The 19,974-nt window shown below is 64.7% G+C and carries 18 protein-coding genes; 8 read left to right on the forward strand and 10 right to left on the reverse strand.

Features of this window, described 5'->3' with window-relative positions; all coding sequences use genetic code 11:
- Window positions 1–132: 132 nt before the first annotated feature.
- Complete coding sequence (locus tag ACFW0H_RS25525; protein ID WP_422916645.1) at window positions 133–1,038, forward strand: hydroxymethylglutaryl-CoA lyase; 906 nt, start codon at window positions 133–135, stop codon at window positions 1,036–1,038.
- Between the two features lie 460 nt (window positions 1,039–1,498).
- A complete protein-coding gene (locus tag ACFW0H_RS25530; protein WP_422916646.1) occupies window positions 1,499–3,163 on the forward strand; it encodes an ATP-binding cassette domain-containing protein in 1,665 nt (554 codons plus the stop codon).
- A 282-nt stretch (window positions 3,164–3,445) separates the two neighbouring features.
- On the opposite strand, the gene ACFW0H_RS25535 is transcribed toward ACFW0H_RS25530, so the two are convergent.
- From ACFW0H_RS25535 to ACFW0H_RS25550, 4 genes are all read right to left on the reverse strand, one after another.
- Window positions 3,446–4,864, reverse strand: a complete 1,419-nt coding sequence (locus ACFW0H_RS25535) for a short-chain fatty acid transporter (protein WP_422916647.1) — start codon at window positions 4,862–4,864, stop codon at window positions 3,446–3,448.
- Window positions 4,865–5,227: 363 nt separating this feature from the next.
- Complete coding sequence (locus tag ACFW0H_RS25540) at window positions 5,228–6,406, reverse strand: acetyl-CoA C-acetyltransferase (RefSeq protein WP_422916648.1); 1,179 nt, start codon at window positions 6,404–6,406, stop codon at window positions 5,228–5,230.
- Window positions 6,407–6,591: 185 nt separating this feature from the next.
- Window positions 6,592–7,248 (reverse strand): CoA transferase subunit B, encoded by a 657-nt coding sequence (locus ACFW0H_RS25545; RefSeq protein ID WP_422916649.1) that lies wholly within the window; start codon window positions 7,246–7,248, stop codon window positions 6,592–6,594.
- Window positions 7,249–7,278: 30 nt separating this feature from the next.
- On the reverse strand, window positions 7,279–7,977 hold the full coding sequence (locus tag ACFW0H_RS25550) for a CoA transferase subunit A (RefSeq protein ID WP_422916650.1): 699 nt from the start codon (window positions 7,975–7,977) through the stop codon (window positions 7,279–7,281).
- Between the two features lie 126 nt (window positions 7,978–8,103).
- Here ACFW0H_RS25550 and ACFW0H_RS25555 point away from each other — a divergent pair, with 126 nt between their 5' ends.
- Entirely contained in the window at window positions 8,104–9,012 is a 909-nt protein-coding gene (locus ACFW0H_RS25555) for a LysR family transcriptional regulator (protein WP_422916651.1), read from the forward strand.
- Window positions 9,013–9,073: 61 nt separating this feature from the next.
- Window positions 9,074–11,029 (forward strand): acetoacetate--CoA ligase, encoded by a 1,956-nt coding sequence (locus ACFW0H_RS25560; protein WP_422916652.1) that lies wholly within the window; start codon window positions 9,074–9,076, stop codon window positions 11,027–11,029.
- Between the two features lie 129 nt (window positions 11,030–11,158).
- Here ACFW0H_RS25560 and ACFW0H_RS25565 read toward each other — a convergent pair whose 3' ends face one another.
- Together ACFW0H_RS25565 and ACFW0H_RS25570 are read right to left on the reverse strand one after the other, a co-directional pair.
- Complete coding sequence (locus ACFW0H_RS25565; RefSeq protein WP_422916653.1) at window positions 11,159–11,755, reverse strand: DJ-1/PfpI family protein; 597 nt, start codon at window positions 11,753–11,755, stop codon at window positions 11,159–11,161.
- A gap of 226 nt (window positions 11,756–11,981) precedes the next feature.
- Window positions 11,982–13,181 (reverse strand): PilT/PilU family type 4a pilus ATPase, encoded by a 1,200-nt coding sequence (locus ACFW0H_RS25570; protein ID WP_422916654.1) that lies wholly within the window; start codon window positions 13,179–13,181, stop codon window positions 11,982–11,984.
- 119 nt (window positions 13,182–13,300) lie between these two features.
- Between ACFW0H_RS25570 and ACFW0H_RS25575 the strand changes: the two genes are divergently transcribed.
- Window positions 13,301–13,579: a peptidylprolyl isomerase gene (locus ACFW0H_RS25575; RefSeq protein ID WP_377695913.1), complete on the forward strand. Its 279-nt coding sequence runs from the start codon at window positions 13,301–13,303 to the stop codon at window positions 13,577–13,579.
- Window positions 13,580–13,656: 77 nt separating this feature from the next.
- Here the strand turns inward: ACFW0H_RS25575 and ACFW0H_RS25580 are convergent, their stop codons facing one another.
- Both ACFW0H_RS25580 and ACFW0H_RS25585 read right to left on the reverse strand, forming a co-directional pair.
- On the reverse strand, window positions 13,657–13,956 hold the full coding sequence (locus ACFW0H_RS25580) for a hypothetical protein (protein WP_422916655.1): 300 nt from the start codon (window positions 13,954–13,956) through the stop codon (window positions 13,657–13,659).
- Between the two features lie 85 nt (window positions 13,957–14,041).
- Entirely contained in the window at window positions 14,042–14,233 is a 192-nt protein-coding gene (locus ACFW0H_RS25585) for a hypothetical protein (RefSeq protein ID WP_422916656.1), read from the reverse strand.
- 277 nt (window positions 14,234–14,510) lie between these two features.
- On the opposite strand from ACFW0H_RS25585, the gene ACFW0H_RS25590 reads away from it, so the two are divergent.
- On the forward strand, window positions 14,511–16,100 hold the full coding sequence (locus tag ACFW0H_RS25590) for an ABC-F family ATPase (RefSeq protein ID WP_422916657.1): 1,590 nt from the start codon (window positions 14,511–14,513) through the stop codon (window positions 16,098–16,100).
- 190 nt (window positions 16,101–16,290) lie between these two features.
- On the opposite strand, the gene ACFW0H_RS25595 is transcribed toward ACFW0H_RS25590, so the two are convergent.
- Window positions 16,291–16,899: an FMN-dependent NADH-azoreductase gene (locus tag ACFW0H_RS25595; protein WP_422916658.1), complete on the reverse strand. Its 609-nt coding sequence runs from the start codon at window positions 16,897–16,899 to the stop codon at window positions 16,291–16,293.
- A 224-nt stretch (window positions 16,900–17,123) separates the two neighbouring features.
- On the reverse strand, window positions 17,124–17,630 hold the full coding sequence (locus ACFW0H_RS25600) for a DUF1993 domain-containing protein (RefSeq protein WP_422916659.1): 507 nt from the start codon (window positions 17,628–17,630) through the stop codon (window positions 17,124–17,126).
- Window positions 17,631–17,780: 150 nt separating this feature from the next.
- Here ACFW0H_RS25600 and ACFW0H_RS25605 point away from each other — a divergent pair, with 150 nt between their 5' ends.
- Window positions 17,781–18,689, forward strand: coding sequence for a LysR substrate-binding domain-containing protein (locus tag ACFW0H_RS25605; protein WP_422916660.1), 909 nt, complete (start codon window positions 17,781–17,783; stop codon window positions 18,687–18,689).
- A gap of 98 nt (window positions 18,690–18,787) precedes the next feature.
- A complete protein-coding gene (locus ACFW0H_RS25610) occupies window positions 18,788–19,969 on the forward strand; it encodes an MFS transporter (protein ID WP_422916661.1) in 1,182 nt (393 codons plus the stop codon).
- Window positions 19,970–19,974: the final 5 nt, after the last annotated feature.

Genomic DNA, 19,974 nt, shown 5'->3' on the forward strand with positions numbered 1-19,974 from the left:
GGAGCGATACCCATCAAGCCCGCGATGGGTATCGCGGGACTCGCGGAACGCCGCCCGCCCCATCCTATGTGGTGCCTCCGTAGGTTGGCGCCGAGGAACGAGGCCCAACATCCCGAATCGAGAGATGACGCAATGACTATTCCCAGCAAGGTCCGCCTGGTCGAAGTCGGCCCCCGTGACGGCCTGCAGAACGAGAAACAACCCATCAGCGTCGCCGACAAGGTGCGCCTGGTGGACGACCTGACCGCCGCCGGCCTCGGCTATATCGAGGTGGGCAGCTTCGTCTCGCCCAAGTGGGTGCCGCAGATGGCCGGTTCCGCCGAAGTCTTCGCGCAGATCCAGCGCAAGCCGGGCGTCACCTACGCCGCCCTGGCACCGAACCTCAAGGGCTTCGAAGCCGCCCTGGAATCCGGGGTGAAGGAAGTGGCGGTATTCGCCGCCGCCTCCGAGTCCTTCTCGCAGAAGAACATCAACTGCTCCATCGCCGAGAGCCTGGCGCGTTTCGTACCGGTGATGGAAGCCGCCAAGGCCCACGGCATCAGCGTGCGCGGCTATGTCTCCTGCGTGCTGGGCTGCCCCTACGAGGGCGAAGTACCCGCCGAACAGGTGGCCGCCGTCGCCGCCGAGCTCTACGCCATGGGCTGCTACGAAGTGTCCCTGGGCGACACCATCGGCACCGGCACCGCCGGCGCCACCCGCCACCTGTTCAACGTGGTCGGCACCCGCGTGCCGCGTGACCGCCTCGCCGGCCACTTCCACGACACCTTCGGCCAGGCCGTAGCCAATATCCACGCCAGCCTGCTGGAAGGCATCGCCGTGTTCGACAGCTCGGTCGCCGGCCTCGGCGGCTGCCCCTACGCCAAGGGCGCCACCGGCAACGTCGCCACCGAGGACGTGCTTTACCTGCTCAATGGCCTGGGTATCCAGACCGGCATCGACATGAACAAGCTGGTGGACGCCGGGCAGCGCATTTGCACGGTGCTGGGCAAGGAAAATGGCTCGCGGGTGGCGCGAGCCATTCTGGCGAAGCGGGGCTGAGGCAGCCCTCACCCCGGCCCCTCTCCCGCAAGCGGGAGAGGGGAGTTTTTCGTGCAACCTTGGATCAAAAAGCTCGAATCAGCTCCGAGTTACCGGCCAGCGCAAATGCATCACGCGCGAGTCACCCCTCTCCTCTTCAGGGAGAGGGGCCGGGGCGGGCCGCGTTCGGAAGAGGGAAATCCCGGGTGGAAATCTCAAACCCACTCTGCCAGCCCCACCTTCCCCCAACCCTCAAGGCATGACCGGCGGACCAGGCCGTCGGAATACCGCCCTCCGACACTCTGAAGATATGAAGTCTTCACCCTGAACGATCCGAAACTACGGACACCCCCTTCAAATCGTCCCAGCCCTCCCAGACACTCTCCCGGCTCTGGCCCCGCTCCCTGGGGATTACCGGCGCTTCTTGAAACACGGCCGGCGCTGCCTGTTTTCATCCTTTGGACCTGGGACGGCGAATCAGATGAAGGCGATATTCGAGGATTTTGCGCTCCCCTATGCCAAGGCACTGAAGATCGTACGATCGAGGTACTCGAGCTTCCCGAGGGACTTCTTCCTGGTCTTCATCTCCATCCTGCTGCTCTCCCTCTTCGCCGCCTTCGTCCCGCTTTTCCTGCGTGAAGCCGCCGACCTCCTGGGCAGATCCGATGCACCAGCGGCTACGGTCTTCATCTTCGTGGCTGCCTATGCGTTCTCCTGGACGTTCTGCAACACGATGGAGTGGATGAAGACCATCGCAACGTCCCATGTGATGGTCAGATGTGAAACAGCCTTCTACAAATCGCTGTTCGACTGCCTGCTCGGCATGCCGCTGCACCGACAGCAGTCCCTTTCCAAAGGAGCAGTGCTGTCTGACTTTGACAGGTCAATGAGTAGCTTCGGCCTGATCAACCAGACACTGTTCTGGACCCTGGGTCCGATGCTGTTTGAGTTTGTCTTTGTATTCCTGATCCTCTGGAAGGCAACCAACATCGTTTTTTCGACCCTGTTTCTCGTGTCCATGACGGCCCTGTTCTGTGTCGCGCTCTGGGTATCTCAACGAACACGGGACGTTCACCGGAAAAGCTTTGAAGCAACGAACGCACTTTCCAGTTTTCTGGTCGAGAAACTGGATGCCGCCTACGAAATCGGTATCAACCTGTCGCAAGCAAAGGAATCACGGAAGCTCGATCCCATCATCAACACCCATGCCACTGCCGTATTCAGGGCAAACGCCAGGACGGCCTTCCTGCTTAGCATCCAGACCCTCGCAATCGGCCTGGTACTGCTGTGCTTCACCCTGGCCTCGTCGTATATGGCGATGTATCGGAGTTTTGGGGTAGGCGACTTTGTCATGGTGGCCTCCTACATCGTCCAGCTGACAACGCCATTCGCGGTGGTGGCCAGCTCTCTGGTGGGCCTGAAACGCGACTACCTGGCACTTGAAGAAGGCTTGAAGTACTTCGGCCTTGTGGAACCGGACCGCGACGAGGAGGCCATTCGCGATCGGGGCGTGCTGTTCGAGGTTCGTTCGTACAGAACGAACAGAGGGGAATCACTGAGTTTCACGATCGACGGTGGAAAGACTTATGCCGTTTGCGGCCCTACCGGTAGCGGCAAGACGACGCTGATGAATGCCCTGCTCGGCCTGCACCGCGGCTACGAAGGGGCGATAAAGTTCATGGGAGTGGATGTTTCGGCGCTCTCGCCGAAAACCATCATGGACCGGGTCAGCGTCGTCTCGCAGAACCCGTTCATATTTTCAGGGACCGTTCGCGAGAACCTGCTCTATGGCACCGAAGATCAGTTGGGCGATGACGTGCTGACGCTTGCTCTTGATGCCTTGGGACTCGATTTCGGCTGCGCGGATGATTCCAGCCGCCTGGATCTCGTCGTCGGAGGCGAGAATCGCCCCCTGTCGGGAGGGGAACGTCAGCGAATCGCCATTGCAAGGGCCGCGCTGCGCAAGAAAGGCGTGATGATCCTGGACGAACCCACCTCGGCACTGGATGGAGAGACAGAGTCACGCGCTCTGGCGTTCCTGAAATCCAGGATCAGCAGCTTGATCCTGATTACGCACCGAGACGCGCCCACGGCCATGGCGGACGAGGTGATTGATCTTGGTTCGCAAGCCGTAGCCCTGGCTTGAACGGCCGACTGCTGAAGCCGGCCTCGAAGCCCCTCTCCCCCAGCCCCCGCCCTGCGCCCCAGCCCGATCGCTTCGCGCTCAGGCGCTCATCGGCACCGGAAGCGATGCTTCCGAAAGCGTGCCTCTTCACCCCTGAAGAGGAGAGGGGTGACTCGCGCCTGACATTCCCCGCAGTCCTGAAACGCGGCACGGTTGGACTCCCCTCTCCCGCTTGCGGGAGAGGGGCTGGGGGTGAGGGCAATTCCCCGCGCAGATCTCACAATCGCAGGTGCTCCCCCAACCTCAAGGCATGACCGGCGGCACATACGCCAACGTCGTACCCAGCCCCCACAACAACACCATCACCAGCGGGATGTGCACCAGCAACTGGACGAAAGAGAAGCCGATCAGGTCGCGCGCCTTCAGGCCCAGCACGCCCAGCAGCGGCAGCATGTAGAAGGGGTTGATCAGGTTGGGCAGCGCCTCGGCGGCGTTGTAGATCTGCACCGACCAGCCCAGGTGGTATTGCAGCTCGTTGGCCACCTGCATCACGTAGGGCGCCTCGATGATCCACTTGCCGCCACCGGACGGGATGAAGAAGCCCAGCACGGCCGAGTACACGCCCATCAGCAGCGCGTAGGTGTCGTGGTTGGCGATCTGCACGAAGAAGGTGGAGACGTGGTGGGCCAGGGTCGAGCCGTCCACGCCTTTCACCGTGGTCATGATGGCGGCGATGGAGCCGTAGAGCGGGAACTGGATCAGCACGCCAGTGGTGGTGGGCACAGCGCGGGCCACGGCGTCCAGGAAGCTGCGCGGGCGCCAGTGCAGCAGCGCGCCGGCCATGATGAACAGCAGGTTGTAGGTGTTCAGTCCGGAGATGGCGGTGATCGCCGGCTTGCTGGCGAACTCCTGGGCCAGCCAGCCGCCGGCCAGGGCCACCAGCAGGATGATCAGCAGCGGGCTGTGTTCCAGCCATTCGCCCGGGCGGGTGGGCTTGACCTGCGGTGGCGCGCTGAAGCTCGGATCGACGCCACAGGCCTTGGCGTCACGGGCGCTGGCGGCACTGGGTGCGGTCATGTAGGCGATCACCAGGGACACCACTATCAACGCCAGCAGCATCACCCCCGACTGCCAGAGGAAGATGGTCTCGGTGAAGGGGATCACGCCGGTGATGGCGAGTATGGATGGCGGCAGGCTGGCCGGGTTGGCCTGCAGTTGGGCGGCCGACGACGACAAGCCCAGCGCCCAGACGGCGCCCAGGCCCAGGTAGGCGGCGGCACCGGCCGCGCGGTAGTCCATCTTCAATTCTTCACGGCGGGCCAGGGCACGCACCAGCAGGCCGCCGAACACCAGGGAGAGGCCCCAGTTCAGCAGCGACGCGAGCATGGAGATGAACGCGACCCAGCAGACCGCCGAGCGGCCGTTCTTCGGCACGCGTGCCAGCAGGTCGATCAGTCGGGAAGCCGGGCCGGAGCTGGCGACGACATAGCCACCGATGACCACGAAGGCCATCTGCATGGTGAAGGGGATCAGGCTCCAGAAACCGTCGCCAAAGGCCTTGGCGGCCTGGCTGGCTGGTGCACCCATGGCCAGGGCAGCGACGGTGACCAGCAGTACGGCGACTGCGGCAAAGACCCAGGAATCGGGGAACCAGCGTTCCGCCCAGGCGGAGCAACGCATGGCAAAGCGTGCTGAGCGGCTTTCGTGAAGTATCGTGGTCATCGGGTTACCTCGGGAGTTTTCTTCTTATCGGTAATCACCCAGCCGCAGCCGGGTACCGGGACAGTGGTCTTGAAACGAAACCGAGGGTCTTGTGCCCTCTTTCTGCCTGAAACGACGACGCCACGCCCGTGACCGGGTGTGGCGAAGTCCGAGTCCCGCTGCCTTTCGGCGTTGGGCGCGTGCGTGATGACCTTGCGTGGGTGGATACGTTGTCCACCCTTTGCGGAGTTCCTCGTAGGGTGAAAATCGCGAAGCGATTTCCACCACCACGGACGCGACTCCGCGTTTATGTTCGATTCCGCCTGGTGGACAGAAAAGCGCTGTCCACCCTACGGGAGCGGGTCCGGCCGATCGGTCCGTCGATCAGCGCTCGATGGCCAGGGCCACGCCCATGCCGCCGCCGATGCAGAGGGTCGCCAGGCCCTTCTTCGCGTCGCGCTTGATCATCTCGTGCAGCAGGGTCACCAGCACGCGGCAGCCGGAGGCGCCAATGGGGTGGCCGAGGGCGATGGCGCCGCCGTTGACGTTGACCTTGGCCATGTCCCAGCCCAGCTCCTGGCTCACCGACAGGGATTGCGCGGCGAAGGCCTCGTTGGCTTCGATCAGGTCGAGGTCGGCCAGGCTCCAGCCGGCCTTCGCCAGGCAACGGCGGGTGGCATCCACCGGGCCGATGCCCATGATCGCCGGGTCGACGCCGGCATTGGCGTAGCCCTTGATCCGCGCCAGCACCGGCAGGCCCAGGGCCTCGGCCTTGGCCGCGCTCATCAGCACCACGGCGGCGGCGCCGTCGTTGAGGGTGGAGGCGTTGCCGGCGGTGACGCTGCCGTCCTTCTTGAAGGCCGGTTTCAGCTTGGCCAGGGACTCGGCGGTGGTGCCGGCGCGCGGGCCTTCGTCGGTCTCGAAGGCGACGGGCTCGCCCTTGCGCTGCGGGATCAGGATCGGGGTGATCTCGTCCTGGAAACGCCCGGCCTCGATGGCGGCGGCGGCCTTCTGCTGGGAAGCCGCGGCAAAGGCGTCCTGCTGCTCACGGGTGAGGCCGTATTTCGCCACCAGGTTCTCGGCGGTGACGCCCATGTGGTAGTCGTTGAAGGCATCGGTCAGGCCATCGTGGATCAGGCTGTCCAGCGCCTGGGCATGGCCCATGCGCAGACCGGTGCGGGCGGCCGGCAGGATGTAGGGCGCCAGGCTCATGCTCTCCTGGCCGCCGGCGATGATCACCTCGGCGTCGCCGCAGCGGATCGCCTGGATGCCCAGGTGCAGGGCCTTGAGGCCGGAGCCGCAGAGCTTGTTCAGGGTCATGGCCGGCACCGCATGGGGCAGGCCGGCGAGCACGGCGGCCTGGCGCGCCGGGTTCTGCCCGGCACCGGCGGTGAGCACCTGGCCGAGGATCACTTCATCGACCTGCTCGCCCTTGAGGCCGGTCTGCGCCAGCAGCTGGCGGATCACCGCGGCGCCCAGTTCGTGGGCGGGGATGTTGGCCAGGGCGCCCTGGAAGCTGCCGATGGCGGTGCGGGTGGCGGCGACGATAACGACGTCTTGCATGCTGGAACTCCTGGGAGTTGCATCGGCATCCCTCGGGGATCGCCGACGGGTGATGGGTATCGCTCCGCTCCACCCATCCTACGATTGACGATAGGCAGAGCTTTGCTCAACCCATCCCGCAAAACAAAAAAACCGCCCCGGAGGCGGGCCGTGCGTGGTGGCCCCCCTCCGGCGCGGCGAGGTACTCAGAAGGTCATTTCGACCACGTCATCCGGGACGATCAGGCGGCCGGCGGTCTTCTCGGCGATCTCGGCGATGCTCACGCCCGGTGCGGTCTCACGCAGGATGAAAGCACCGTTCTCGATCTCCAGGTAGGCCAGGTCGGTCAGCACCTTGCGGATGCAGCCAGCGCCGGTCAGCGGCAGCTCGCAGCTATCCAGCAGCTTGGACTCGCCGTCCTTGGAGGCGTGGGTCATGGTGACAATGATGTTGTCGGCACCGGCCACCAGGTCCATGGCGCCGCCCATGCCCTTGACCAGCTTGCCGGGAATCATCCAGGAGGCGATGTTGCCCTGCACGTCCACCTCGAAGGCGCCGAGCACAGTCAGGTCGACGTGGCCGCCACGGATCATCGCGAAGGATTCGGCGGAGGAGAAAATGGAGGCACCCTTGATCGCGGTGACGGTCTGCTTGCCGGCGTTGATCATGTCGGCGTCGACTTCGTCCTCGGTGGGGAAGGCGCCCATGCCGAGCAGGCCGTTCTCGGACTGCAGCATCACCTGCATACCTTCGGGTACGTAGTTGGCCACCAGGGTGGGAATGCCGATCCCCAGGTTCACGTAGTAACCGTCTTTCAGTTCGCGGGCCACGCGCTGGGCCATCTGTTCGCGGGTCAGTGCCATGTCGGTTTCCTCGAATTCTTCTTGTCGTGGTCAGGAGCGAGTGGTGCGCTTCTCGATGCGCTTCTCGAAGGTGCCGCAGATGATGCGGTCGACGTAGATCCCGGGGGTATGGATCTGGGCCGGGTCCAGTTCACCCGGCTCGACGATTTCTTCCACCTCGACCACGGTGATGCGGCCGGCGGTGGCGACCATCGGGTTGAAGTTCTGCGCGGTGTGGCGGTAGATCACGTTGCCGAAATGGTCGGCCTTCCAGCCCTTGACGATGGCGAAGTCACCGGTGATGGAGGGCTCGAGGATGAACTTGCGGCCGTTGAATTCGCGCACTTCCTTGCCTTCGGCGACCGGGGTGCCGTAGCCGGTGGCGGTGAAGAAGGCCGGGATGCCGGCACCACCTGCGCGCAGTTTCTCGGCGAGGGTGCCCTGGGGAGTCAGTTCCACTTCCAGCTCGCCGCTCAGCAGCTGCTTTTCGAACAGCGCGTTCTCGCCAACGTAGGAGGCGATCATCTTGCGGATCTGGCGGTCTTCCAGCAGCACGCCGAGACCGAAGCCGTCGATGCCGCAGTTGTTGGAGACCACGGTCAGGCCCTTGACGCCACGGCGGCGGATCTCGGCGATGAGGTTTTCCGGGATGCCACAGATGCCGAAGCCTCCGGACAGGACGGTCATGTCATCAGTCAGGCCGTCCAGGGCCTCTTCATAGGAGCTCACGCGTTTGTCGAGTCCGCTCATGCTGTTGCGCCTCTTGTCTTTATTGGATGCGGCGGGGATACCGCCGTTGTGTGAGGCAGAGCTTCTCTCGCACGGACTGATTTGTTAAGTTTGTTTTTCCTTGTGATTGATCCGGTTTCCAAATAAATGACCGTCAAACAATTGCGTGCCTTCCTCGCCGTGGCCCAGAGCCTGAGCTTCGCCCAGGCCTGCGAACGCCTGCACCTCTCGCAGCCGGCCCTGAGCCTGGCGATCAAGAACCTCGAAGAATCCCTGGGCGGCCAACTGCTGGTGCGCACCACCCGCAGCGTGGCGCTGACCCCCGAAGGCGAGACCCTGCTGCCCATCGCCCGGCGCCTGCTGGCGGACTGGGACAATGCCGAAGAGCTGCTGCGCCAGCACTTCACCCTGCAGCTGGGCAAGGTCTCCATCGCCGCCATGCCCTCCTTCGCCGGCAACCTGCTGCCCGAGGCACTCAAGGCCTTCCGCGACCGCCACCCCAAGGTCAACGTGGCGGTGCACGACGTGATCAACGAGCAGGTGCTGGAGATGGTGCGCAACCGGCGGGTGGAGCTGGGTATCGCCTTCGAGCCGGAATCCCTCGACGGCCTGGATTTCACGCCCTTCTATACCGACCGCTTCGTCGCCGTGGTGCCTGCTGACAGCGATCTGGCGCAGCGCGCCGAGGTGAGCTGGGAGGAATTGCTGCAGGGCAACTTCATCACCCTGCAACGGCCTTCGGCAGTGCGCCTGCTGCTGGAGGACAGCGTCACCTCGCAGCACGGCCGCCTGCCGGTGGCCTTCGAGAGCCACCAGTTGGTGACCGTGGGGCGCATGGTGGCCCAGGGGCTGGGCGTGAGCGTGGTGCCCAGCCTGTGCATCCAACAGATGCAGGAGCTGGGCGCCCGCTGCGTTGCCCTGCACAGCCCGTTGGTGGAGCGCCGGCTGGGGTTGTTGCGGCTGGCCGAGCACAAGCTTTCCACTGCCGCCCAGGCCCTCAGCGATGTGCTGCTGCATGTGCGCGACTGGAACCGCCTCAACCTGCCTCGGCCCTGAGCCAGGGCCTATGCTGAATAGCGAACGGACGACCCAAGACTCCCCAGATGAGGATGCGCAGATGGATCAGCCACTGTGGACCCCCAGCCCGGTGCGGATCGCCGCCACCCGCATGGATGCCTTCCGCCGCCAGGTCAGCCAACAACAAGGCCTGGACCTGCCCGACTACCCTGCCCTGCATGCCTGGAGCCTGGCCCATCGCGAGGCCTTCTGGCAGGCGCTGATCCAGTTCTTCGATATCCGCTTCAGCGCCCCGCCGACCCAGGTGCTGGAGGAAGGAAGCGCAATGCCCAGCGCCCGCTGGTTCCCCGGCGCGACTTTGAACTTCGCCGAACACCTGCTGCGCCGCCGTGACGACCATCCCGCCCTGGTGGCCGTTGGTGAAGACGGCAGCCGCGTGCAACTGACCTATGCCGAGCTGGCCGCCCAGGTAGCCGGCCTGCAGCAGAGCCTGAAGGCCTGCGGAGTGGGCGTCGGCGACCGGGTCGCGGCTTTCATGCCCAATATCTGGCAGACCGTGGCGGGCATGCTCGCCGCCACCAGCCTGGGCGCCACCTGGTCGTCCTGCTCGCCGGACTTCGGCACCCAGGGCGTGATCGACCGCTTCGGCCAGATCGAACCCAAGGTGCTGATCGCCGCCGCCGGCTACCGCTACGCCGGCAAGAAACTGGACCTCACCGCCAAGCTCAACGAAATCCTCGAGCGCATGCCCGGGCTGGAACAGCTGGTGGTGGTGCCCTATTCCCGTCCCGAAGCCAAGGCGTCGGACTTCACCACCGGCGCTCGCATCGCGCTGTGGGATGACTTCTACCGCCCTGGCGGCGAACCAGCCTTCACTCCGGTCCCCTTTGACCAACCGCTGTATATCCTCTACTCCAGCGGCACCACCGGGGTGCCCAAGTGCATCGTCCACGGGGTGGGCGGCACCCTGTTGCAGCACGTCAAGGAACACGGCCTGCACTGCGACCTCACGGAGTCCGACACGCTGTTCTACTTCACCACCTGCGGCTGGATGATGTGGAACTGGCTGGTGTCGGGCCTGGCCCTGGGCGCCACCCTGGTGCTCTACGACGGTTCGCCCTTCCACCCCGGCCCCGAGCGCCTGATGGACCTGATCGACGCCGAGGGCATCAGCCTCTTCGGTACCAGCGCCAAGTACCTCGCCGCCCTGGAGAAGGCCGGCGTCAAACCCCGCCAGAGCCATCGCCTGGAACGCCTGAAGGCGCTGCTCTCCACCGGCTCGCCGCTGTCCCACGAAAGCTTCGAGTACGTCTACCGCGACATCAAGGCTGAACTCTGCCTTTCCTCCATCTCCGGCGGTACCGACATCGTCTCCTGCTTCGCCCTGGGCAATCCGGTGCTGCCGGTATGGCGCGGCGAGCTGCAATGCAAGGGGCTGGGTATGGACGTGCAAGTGTGGAGCGAGGACGGCAGGCGGGTGTTCAGCGAAAAAGGCGAACTGGTCTGCACGCGGCACTTCCCGTCGATGCCGGTGGGCTTCTGGAACGATCCGGACGGCGCGAGATTCAAGGCCGCCTACTTCGAGACCTTCCCCGGCGTCTGGGCCCACGGCGACTACGCCGAGGAAACCGCCCACGGCGGCCTGGTGATCCACGGCCGCTCAGACGCCGTGCTCAATCCCGGCGGCGTGCGCATCGGCACCGCGGAAATCTACCGCCAGGTGGAGAAGGTGGAAGAAGTGCTGGAATCCATCGCCATCGGCCAGGATTGGGAGGGCGACGTACGCGTCGTGCTGTTCATCCGCCTGCGCGACGGTGTGACCCTGGACGATGTCCTGCGCGAGCGCATCCGCCAGGTGATCCGCGCCAACACCACGCCGCGCCATGTGCCGGCGAAGATCATCGCCGTCGCCGATATCCCGCGCACCCTCAGCGGCAAGATCGTCGAACTGGCGGTGCGCAACGTGGTGCACGGCAAGCCGGTGAAGAACACCGATGCCCTGGCCAATCCGCAGGCGCTGGAGCTGTTTCGGGATCTGGACGAGCTCAAGCGTTGAAGACGGAACACGTGTAGGGGCGAATTCATTCGCCAACCGGGCCGCAGGTCCGGCCTGCGGACTCGCAGGGGGCAGCTTTGCCGCCCTTGGCGAATGAATTCGCCCCCACAAGTAAAGGCGGCCCGTGCCTTACAGATACGGCCTGATCACCCCCAGCGCCCGCTCCACGAACGCCTCCTTCTCCCCCACCGGCGCCACGTAGTGCAACGCGCTGGCGCAGGCATCCTCGCCGGCCAGCTTGGCGATCACCCAGGCCGCGAGATAAGGGGCGGAGAGGCAGCCACCGGCGGTAGCCAGGTTGCCGCTGGCGAAGAAAGGCTGGTCCAGCACCCGCACGCCGGCTTCGATCACCCGGGGTTTGGTGGTGAGGTCGGTGCAGGCGGGTAACTTGCCGAGCAGGCCGAGTTTGGCCATCAGCAAGGCACCGGAACACTGCGAGCCGATCAGTTGACGCTGCGGGTCCAGGTGCAGGCGGTCGAGGATGGAGCGGTCCTTGGCGATGTCGCGGGTCAGGATGCCGCTGCCGAACAGGACCACGTCGGCGTCGTTGGCGAACTCCAGGGGCTGCTGGGCCTGCACCCGCACGCCGTTCATCGAGGTGACCCATTCAGCGGGCGCGGTGATTTCCGCCTTCCACCCCTGCCCGCGCATGCGGTTGAGCAGGCCGGCGGCGACAAAGGAATCCAGCTCGTTGAAGCCCTCGAACGTCAGCACAGCGATACGCATCTCGACCTCCCGGATCAGTTGGTTGCATGGGGCGAATCTATGCGGGTCGGGACAGCGGTGCTATGCACAGAGGGAATCAAATTTGGCCATACAGGTGCCCGGGGGGATGTGACCTGTAGGGGCGAATTCATTCGCCAACCGGACCGAAGGTCCGGCCTGCGGATTCGCCGGGGGCAGCTTCGCCGCCCTTGGCGATTGAAATCGCCCCTACAAGGGCAGTGAACGGTTACCTCGTCCCCGGCTCTTCTTCCTCACCCTCGTCCAACGCTTCCAGCTTCAACTCCATGCCGCCCCAGCCGGAATCCTCGCTGCGGGTCGCTGCGGCAACCGGGCCGGCGGCGGCAGCAGCCGGCTGGGTGGCAGGGTCCTCACGGTACAGCTTGAGCTTCAGCCGCAGGTTGTTCGCCGAGTCGGCGTTCTTGATCGCCTCCTCCTCGGGGATGGCGCCTTCCACCACCAGGTCGAACAGCGCCTGGTCGAAGGTCTGCATCCCCAGGCCACGGGACTTCTCCATGATCTCCTTGATGGAATGGAATTCGCCGCGCTTGATCAGGTCGCTGATGGTGGAGGTGCCCAGCAGCACTTCCACCGCCGCGCGGCGCTTGCCGTCCTGGGTGCGCACCAGGCGCTGGGATACGAAGGCCTTGAGGTTGTTGCCCAGGTCGTTGAGCAGCTGCGGGCGGCGTTCCTCGGGGAAGAAGTTGATGATGCGGTCCAGCGCCTGGTTGGCGTTGTTGGCGTGCAGGGTGGAAATCGCCAGGTGGCCGGTGTCGGCGAAAGCCAGGGCGTGCTCCATGGTCTCGCGGTCGCGGATCTCGCCAATCAGGATCACGTCCGGCGCCTGGCGCAGGGTGTTCTTCAGGGCGGCGTGGAAGCTGCGGGTGTCCACCCCCACCTCGCGCTGGTTGATAATCGACTTCTTGTGCCGGTGCACATACTCCACCGGGTCCTCGATGGTGATGATATGGCCGCCGCTGTTGCGGTTGCGGTAGTCGATCAACGCCGCCAGGGAGGTGGACTTGCCGGAGCCGGTGCCGCCGACGAAGAGCACCAGGCCGCGCTTCTCCATCACCATCTTGAGCAGCACCTCGGGCAACTTGAGGTCTTCGAAGCGCGGGATATCCAGCTTGATGTTCCGCGCGACGATGGAAACTTCGTTGCGCTGGCGGAAGATATTGATACGGAAGCGGCCGATGTTCGGCAGCGAGATGGCCAGGTTCATTTCCAGCTCACGGTCGAATTCGGCGCGCTGTTCGGCGTCCATGACGGACTCGGCGATCCGGGCCACGTCGCCGGCCCGCATCGGCTCGTTACTGAGGGGCTTGAGCACGCCATTGAACTTGGCGCAGGGCGGCGCACCGGTGGACAGGTAGAGGTCGGAACCATCCTGGGTGGCCAGGATTTTCAGCATCGCAGAGAGGTCCATGGGGCATCCGCATCCAATGTGGGGTCGTGGCATCCGCGCAGCGGATTATAGGCCGGCAACTGTATGGCGGCCGGCCATGCTGGCACAATGAACCGTTCCACAGTCCAAGAGGAAATCCCATGGCCAAGGCACTTGCCCGTCACATCCTGGTCAAGACCGAGGCGGAAGCCGAACAACTGAAGAAGCGCCTGGACAAGGGCGAGGACTTCGCGGCCCTGGCGAAGAAGCATTCCATCTGCCCTTCCGCCAAGCGCGGCGGCGACCTGGGCGAAGTGCGCCCCGGCCAGATGGTACGGGTGATCGACCAGGTGATTTTCAAGAAGCCCGTGCGCGTCATCCATGGCCCGGTGAAGAGCCAGTTCGGCTATCACCTGGTGCAGGTGTTCTTCCGGGATTGAGGGGCTAGGCGAGAATGGGCGCCATCCGTGGCGCAGTGCCCATTCTAGGATCGCCTTGTGACGGCTTCATTGCCGATTCATTGCAAGGTTTCGCGAGCGCAGGAACGGGATATGTCGGTGAGCACCGCCAACTCGTCCTCTGTGGGCTTGCGACCCTCGGTCACGGCCACCAGCTGCTGGGAGGTAAAGGCCTCCTGCATCATCCCGGTGGAGCACTGGCAATAGGCGACGGCCTTGTCCTGGGGTACCTGGGCGGCCGCGCTGGCGACGCATTCGCGGTTGAACTTCTCGCCTCCGCCTTGCGGCCACTCGCCCGCCACCGCTAGAAACGCGCAGGCCTGCAAGGCCAGTACGCCGAAACTCAGAGTCTTCTTCACCTGCCGTCTCCTTCGGATCGTGGAGGCACATTCTTGCCGCAGCAGCTACCCGGCAGGCAATAGCCGAAACGACATCGCTGTCATTTCAGTCTTCCTGGCGCGACTGATGCGACGCCCCCTGCCCAGGCAGCCGGTGAGGTGCTTCGATACGCTCCTGCAGCCTGACGGCGAATGCCAGGGCCGAAGCCCGGTCGCGGAACGGCACCTTCATGCCAAGCGTCTCCACCTGCCACTCCTCCCTGCCGCCGCGGCTGACCTGCTGGATCGCGATTTCCATGGATGCTCCGCCTGTATATCGCTGTGCAACCACGGCTGTCACTGGCCTGGAAAAAAGGCCAACTGATCAGGTTGGCCTGTACCGCGAAGGTAGGGGCGATGCAGTTGCGCATTGAAAGTGCCGTGGAAGCCCACCCAGCCTAGCCCCGCAAGATGACCGTTCCGCGACAGGCCCGCGCAGCGGTCAAAAAACCGACAACCTATCCCCCCGAACCTGGCTGAAACCGCTACAATCGCGCCTTTTTTGCGCACGCGCGCCCCAAGTCCAGGATTCCACCGTGATCTCTACCGCCAACATCACCATGCAGTTCGGCCCCAAGCCGCTGTTCGAGAACGTTTCCGTCAAGTTCGGCAACGGCAACCGCTACGGCCTGATCGGCGCCAACGGCTGCGGCAAGTCGACCTTCATGAAGATCCTCGGCGGCGAGCTGGAAGCCTCCGGCGGCCAGGTGATGCTGGAGCCCAATGTGCGCCTCGGCAAGCTTCGCCAGGACCAGTTCGCCTACGAAGACTTCAGCGTGATCGACACCGTGATCATGGGCCACGAAGAGCTCTGGAAGGTGAAGGCCGAGCGCGACCGCATCTACTCGCTGCCGGAAATGAGCGAGGACGACGGCATGGCCGTGGCAGAGCTGGAGGTGCATTTCGCCGAGATGGACGGCTACACCGCCGAATCCCGCGCCGGTGAACTGCTGCTGGGCGTGGGCATCCCGCTGGACCAGCACTTCGGCCCGATGAGCGCTGTGGCCCCGGGCTGGAAGCTGCGGGTATTGCTGGCCCAGGCACTGTTCTCCGATCCGGACGTGCTGCTGCTGGACGAGCCGACCAACCACCTGGACATCAACACCATCCGCTGGCTGGAAAGCGTGCTCACCGCGCGCAACTCCACCATGATCATCATTTCCCACGATCGTCACTTCCTGAACAGCGTCTGCACCCACATGGCCGACCTGGACTACGGCGAACTGCGTCTGTTCCCGGGCAATTACGACGAGTACATGACCGCCGCCGAACAGGCCCGCGAGCGTCTGCTGTCGGACAACGCCAAGAAGAAGGCACAGATCGCCGAGCTGCAGACCTTCGTCAGCCGCTTCTCGGCCAACGCCTCGAAGGCCAAGCAGGCCACTTCCCGCGCCAAGCAGATCGACAAGATCCAGCTGGAAGAGGTCAAGCCGTCCAGCCGCGTGAGCCCCTTCATCCGCTTCGAGCAGTACAAGAAGCTGCACCGCCAGGCGGTGACCCTGGAGAAAGTCAGCCAGGGCTTCGACGGCACTGCACTGTTCAAGAACCTGTCCATGCAGATCGAAGCCGGCGAGCGCGTGGCCATCATCGGCCCGAACGGCATCGGCAAGACCACCCTGCTGCGCACCCTGGTGGGTGAAATGGCGGCGATGAACGGCGAGGTGAAGTGGACCGAGAGCGCCGACGTGGGCTACTTCGCCCAGGACCATGCCGAAGACTTCGAGGACGACATCACCCTGTTCGACTGGATGGCCCAGTGGACCCAGGGCGGCGAGCAGCTGGTGCGCGGCACCCTCGGCCGCATGCTGTTCTCCAACGACGAGATCAAGAAGTCGGTGAAGGTGATTTCCGGTGGTGAGCAGGGCCGCATGCTGTTCGGCAAGCTGATCCTGAAGAAGCCCAACGTGCTGGTGCTGGATGAACCCACCAACCACCTGGACATGGAATCTATCGAAGCGCTCAACCTGGCCCTGGAAAACTACCCGGGCACGCTGATCTTCGTCAGCCACGACCGTGAGTTCGTCGGCTCCCTGGCCACCCGCATCATCGAGCTGTCGGAGAACGGCGTGACCGACTTCAGCGGCACCTATGACGACTACCTGCGCAGCCAGGGAGTGATGGTCTGATCCGTTCCAGGCTGAAGGCTGCATCTGTAGGGGCGAATTCATTCGCCAACCGGACCGAAGGTTCGGCCTTCAAGACCTAAGGGGGCAGCTTCGCCGCCCTTGGCGAATGAATTCGCCCCTACAAGGAATCGATGAGCCCCCAAAACACAAAGCCCCGCAATTGCGGGGCTTTGTGTTTTCAGTCGCCGGATCAGGCAGTGGCGAACAGCTCGCCGATCTGCGCGTTGGCGCCCTTGATGGCATTGGCGCGAGGCTCTTCGCCGTAGGCCAGGCCTTCGGCGCGGACGATCTCGATGTCGGTCACGCCGAGGAAGTTCAGCACCAGCTTCAGGTAGTCCTCGTGGGCCTGGCCGGTCGCCTGGCCAGCATGGATGCCGCCGGCGGTGGAGACGATCACCACCTTCTTGCCGCCCGCCAGGCCTTCCGGGCCGTTCTCGGTGTAGCGGAAGGTCTTGCCGGCCACGGCGATGCGGTCGATCCAGGCTTTCAGCTGGGACGGAATGGTGAAGTTGTACATTGGCGCGCCGATGACGATGGCGTCGGCAGCCAGGAATTCGTTGAGGGTGGCCTCACCCAGTTCGGCTTCGTGCTTCTGCGCGGCGTCGCGCAGCTCAGCCGGGGTACCGCCAGCCACCAGGCTCAGGGCGGACAGGTGGCTCAGGGCATCGCCGGCCAGGTCGCGGTAGGTGACCTTGGCGGCCGGCTCGGCGGCTTGCCAGGCGTTGATCACGGCGCGGCTGAGTTGGCGGGAGGCGGAGGCGTCGCCGAGGATGCTGGAATCGAGGTGCAGGAGTTTCATGGATGGTTACCCTCAGTTAGGGACCGGCGACGGCCGATCTGATGGGGCAATCCTATCCATGTCGATAAAAGCTGATTAGACGGTGATTTTGTGATTCAGCGTCCCACCCATGGGACAAAACATCTCGTAGGGCGGATCCCGCTTCACCGATCCACCATCGGCGGCCAGGTCGAGTGCGATGGTGGATAGAAGAGCGCTATCCACCCTACATCGCGCAAGAGGCGTCAGACGCCGCCCAGGTAATCCATCTTGCCCACGTCCACGCCGTTGTGGCGGAGGATCGCGTAGGCCGCGGTGATATGGAAATAGAAGTTCGGCAGGGCGAAGTTGAGCAGGTAGTCGCGGCCGCTGAAGCTGATCTCGCCGCTACGCATCTTCAGCACCACAGTGCGGGTTTCGCTGCCTTCCAGCTGGGCCGGGCCGATGGCCTTGATGAAATCCAGGGTCTTGGCGACCCGCGCTTGCAGCTCCTCGAAACTGGCCTCGGTGTCGGCCCAGCTGGGCACCTCGACACCGGCCAGGCGGGCCGCGCAGCCCTTGGCCATATCGCTGGCGATCTGCACCTGGCGAGCCAGGGGATACATGTCCGGCGCCAGGCGCGACTCGATGAATACCTTGGGCTCTATGCCCCGGGCCTGGGCGTTGGCCTCGGCCTTGTCGAGGATGTTGGACAGGTTGCCGAGCATTCGCGCGAGGACCGGAAGGGAAGCCTCGTACATGGACAGGGACATGGTGATCACTCCGTTTCGGGTGGGGGGAAGACGCTCAGGTATAGACCCAGTCCGACCATCCGGCAATGACGGCCTGAGTCCTGCCAAACAAAGCAATAGCGCGCGAATAGTCCTCAGCGCCATACTTCGTCCCACCGACGGGACGATGCCATGCAAGACCTCAACGATCTCCTCTATTTCGCCAAAGTCGTGGAACACGGCGGCTTCTCCGCTGCCGGCCGCCTGCTGGGGATACCCAAGTCAAGGCTGTCGCGACGCATCGCCGAGCTGGAAACCCGTCTCGGTGTGCGCCTGCTGCAGCGGACCACCCGCAAGCTGGCGCTGACCGATGTAGGCGAACGTTACCTGCGCCACTGCCAGGCCATGTTGCTCGAAGCCGAACAGGCCGAGGAAGCGGTGGCCAGCCTGACCGCCGAACCCCGGGGCCGCCTGCGGGTGTCCTGCCCCGTGGAGCTGGCGCACTCGATGCTGAAGACCGTGATCACCGACTTCCTCCAGCGCTATCCCCTGGTGCAACTGGACATGTTCCTCACCAACCGCCGGGTGGATCTGCGGGAGGAAGGCGTGGATGTCGCCCTGCGTGTACGCGAGGCCGGCGACGAGGACCCGACCCTGATCGCCCGCCAACTGCGGCCGGCCCAGGCGTTCCTGGTGGCGGCGCCGAGCCTGCTGGAGGGGGTCAGGATCGAGACACCGGACGATCTCCAGCGTCTGCCAGCGCTGGGCGGCCTGGAAGCGGACCGGCGCATTCACCATTACTTGCGGGACAGCCGCGGCAATCGCCGGGAAGTGGTGCTGGAAGCGCGACTGGGGATCGAGGACTTCGACGTGCGCAAGCACGCGGTGCTGGCGGGCCTCGGCTTCAGCATGCTGCCGCAGATGAACTGCGAATCCGAACTGCGCGATGGCAGCCTGGTGCGCCTGCTGCCGGAATGGGACCTGCCCGGCGGCCACCTGCAGGCGGTCTACACCCACCGGCGCGGGATGCTGCCGGCCGTGCGCGCCTGGATCGAGCATCTGGCGGAGGCCGTGCAACACAGTCCCCACGTGATTGTCTGAGCCATCGCGAGCAAGACAACCATTAGCCAGCTTTCTTTGCCGCCGCGAGTCGAGGATGATGAGCGGCGTTCCCTTCCGCCCCGAATCCAGGTTCTGCCATGAGCGCGCCCCGGCCGTCCGCGTCCTCCAATACCCTGCAGATCATTTCCATCGTTTTCTTCACCTTCATCAGCTTCCTCTGCGTTGGCCTGCCGATTGCCGTTCTGCCCGGCTATGTGCACAACGACATGGGCTACGGCTCGGTGATGGCGGGCATCGTCATCAGCACCCAGTACCTCTCCACCCTGCTCTCTCGCCCCATGTCCGGCGGCCTGGCAGATCGACTGGGGGCCAAACGCGCGGTGATCTATGGCATGGCCTGCTGCGGCCTTTCCGGAGTGCTGACGCTGCTCTCCACGTCCCTGGCGCAGTTCTCCACGCTGAGCCTGGCGCTGCTGCTGGGCGGCCGCGTGCTGCTGGGCATCGGCCAGGGCCTTGTGGGCACCGGCTCCATCAGTTGGGGCGTGGGCCTGGTGGGCGCGGAAAACATGGCGCGGGTGATTTCCTTCAACGGCATCGCCTCGTACGGCGCGGTGGCCATCGGCGCGCCGCTGGGCGTGGTGATGGTGGACACCCTGGGGTTATGGAGCATCGGCGGGCTGATCGCGCTGCTCTGCGCCATTGCCCTGCTGCTGGCCTGGCCGAAGCGCCCCGCGCCCATCGTCCAGGGCGAGCGGCTGCCCTTCAGCAACGTCTTCCTGCGCATCGCCCCCAACGGCATGGCGCTGGCCATGGGCTCCATCGGCTTCGGCACCCTGGCCACCTTCGTCACCCTCTACTACGCCAGTGTCGGTTGGGAAGGCGCCGCCTACTGCCTCACTGCGTTCGGCTGTGCCTTCATCGGTGCGCGGCTACTGTTCGTCAATAGCATCAAGCACCTCGGCGGCTACCGGGTGGCCATCGCCTGCCTGGCGGTGGAAAGCCTCGGCTTGTTCCTCCTCTGGCTGGCGCCGACGCCCTGGCTCGCCCTCGCCGGCTCGGCACTGACGGGCTTCGGCCTGTCGCTGGTGTACCCTGCCCTCGGCGTCGAAGCCGTCACCCGCATTCCGGCGGCCAGCCGCAGTTCGGCCCTGGGCGCCTACACGGTATTCTTCGACCTGGCCCTGGGCATCGCCGGGCCGCTGATGGGCGCCATCGCAAGCCTCGCGGGCTTCGCCGCGATCTTCCTGATAGCCGCCCTGATGGCGCTGACCGGCATGCTGCTCTCCCTGTGGCTGCTGCGCAGTGAAACTCGAACCTGAAGGAA

It is taken from the genome of Metapseudomonas cellulosilytica, assembly GCF_049334135.1.
In the GTDB taxonomy this organism is placed as follows: domain Bacteria; phylum Pseudomonadota; class Gammaproteobacteria; order Pseudomonadales; family Pseudomonadaceae; genus Metapseudomonas.

What these genes read in the sequence shown, in the direction of transcription:
- ACFW0H_RS25575 (WP_377695913.1), top strand. Translation starts at nt 13,301, where the DNA reads ATGGCCAAGGCACTTGCCCGTCACATCCTGGTCAAGACCGAGGCGGAA.
- ACFW0H_RS25595 (WP_422916658.1), bottom strand. Translation starts at nt 16,899, where the DNA reads ATGAAACTCCTGCACCTCGATTCCAGCATCCTCGGCGACGCCTCCGCC.
- ACFW0H_RS25560 (WP_422916652.1), top strand. Translation starts at nt 9,074, where the DNA reads ATGGATCAGCCACTGTGGACCCCCAGCCCGGTGCGGATCGCCGCCACC.
- ACFW0H_RS25530 (WP_422916646.1), top strand. Translation starts at nt 1,499, where the DNA reads ATGAAGGCGATATTCGAGGATTTTGCGCTCCCCTATGCCAAGGCACTG.
- ACFW0H_RS25565 (WP_422916653.1), bottom strand. Translation starts at nt 11,755, where the DNA reads ATGCGTATCGCTGTGCTGACGTTCGAGGGCTTCAACGAGCTGGATTCC.
- ACFW0H_RS25600 (WP_422916659.1), bottom strand. Translation starts at nt 17,630, where the DNA reads ATGTCCCTGTCCATGTACGAGGCTTCCCTTCCGGTCCTCGCGCGAATG.
- ACFW0H_RS25535 (WP_422916647.1), bottom strand. Translation starts at nt 4,864, where the DNA reads ATGACCACGATACTTCACGAAAGCCGCTCAGCACGCTTTGCCATGCGT.
- ACFW0H_RS25545 (WP_422916649.1), bottom strand. Translation starts at nt 7,248, where the DNA reads ATGGCACTGACCCGCGAACAGATGGCCCAGCGCGTGGCCCGCGAACTG.
- ACFW0H_RS25525 (WP_422916645.1), top strand. Translation starts at nt 133, where the DNA reads ATGACTATTCCCAGCAAGGTCCGCCTGGTCGAAGTCGGCCCCCGTGAC.
- ACFW0H_RS25605 (WP_422916660.1), top strand. Translation starts at nt 17,781, where the DNA reads ATGCAAGACCTCAACGATCTCCTCTATTTCGCCAAAGTCGTGGAACAC.
- ACFW0H_RS25610 (WP_422916661.1), top strand. Translation starts at nt 18,788, where the DNA reads ATGAGCGCGCCCCGGCCGTCCGCGTCCTCCAATACCCTGCAGATCATT.
- ACFW0H_RS25540 (WP_422916648.1), bottom strand. Translation starts at nt 6,406, where the DNA reads ATGCAAGACGTCGTTATCGTCGCCGCCACCCGCACCGCCATCGGCAGC.
- ACFW0H_RS25570 (WP_422916654.1), bottom strand. Translation starts at nt 13,181, where the DNA reads ATGGACCTCTCTGCGATGCTGAAAATCCTGGCCACCCAGGATGGTTCC.
- ACFW0H_RS25555 (WP_422916651.1), top strand. Translation starts at nt 8,104, where the DNA reads ATGACCGTCAAACAATTGCGTGCCTTCCTCGCCGTGGCCCAGAGCCTG.
- ACFW0H_RS25585 (WP_422916656.1), bottom strand. Translation starts at nt 14,233, where the DNA reads ATGGAAATCGCGATCCAGCAGGTCAGCCGCGGCGGCAGGGAGGAGTGG.
- ACFW0H_RS25550 (WP_422916650.1), bottom strand. Translation starts at nt 7,977, where the DNA reads ATGAGCGGACTCGACAAACGCGTGAGCTCCTATGAAGAGGCCCTGGAC.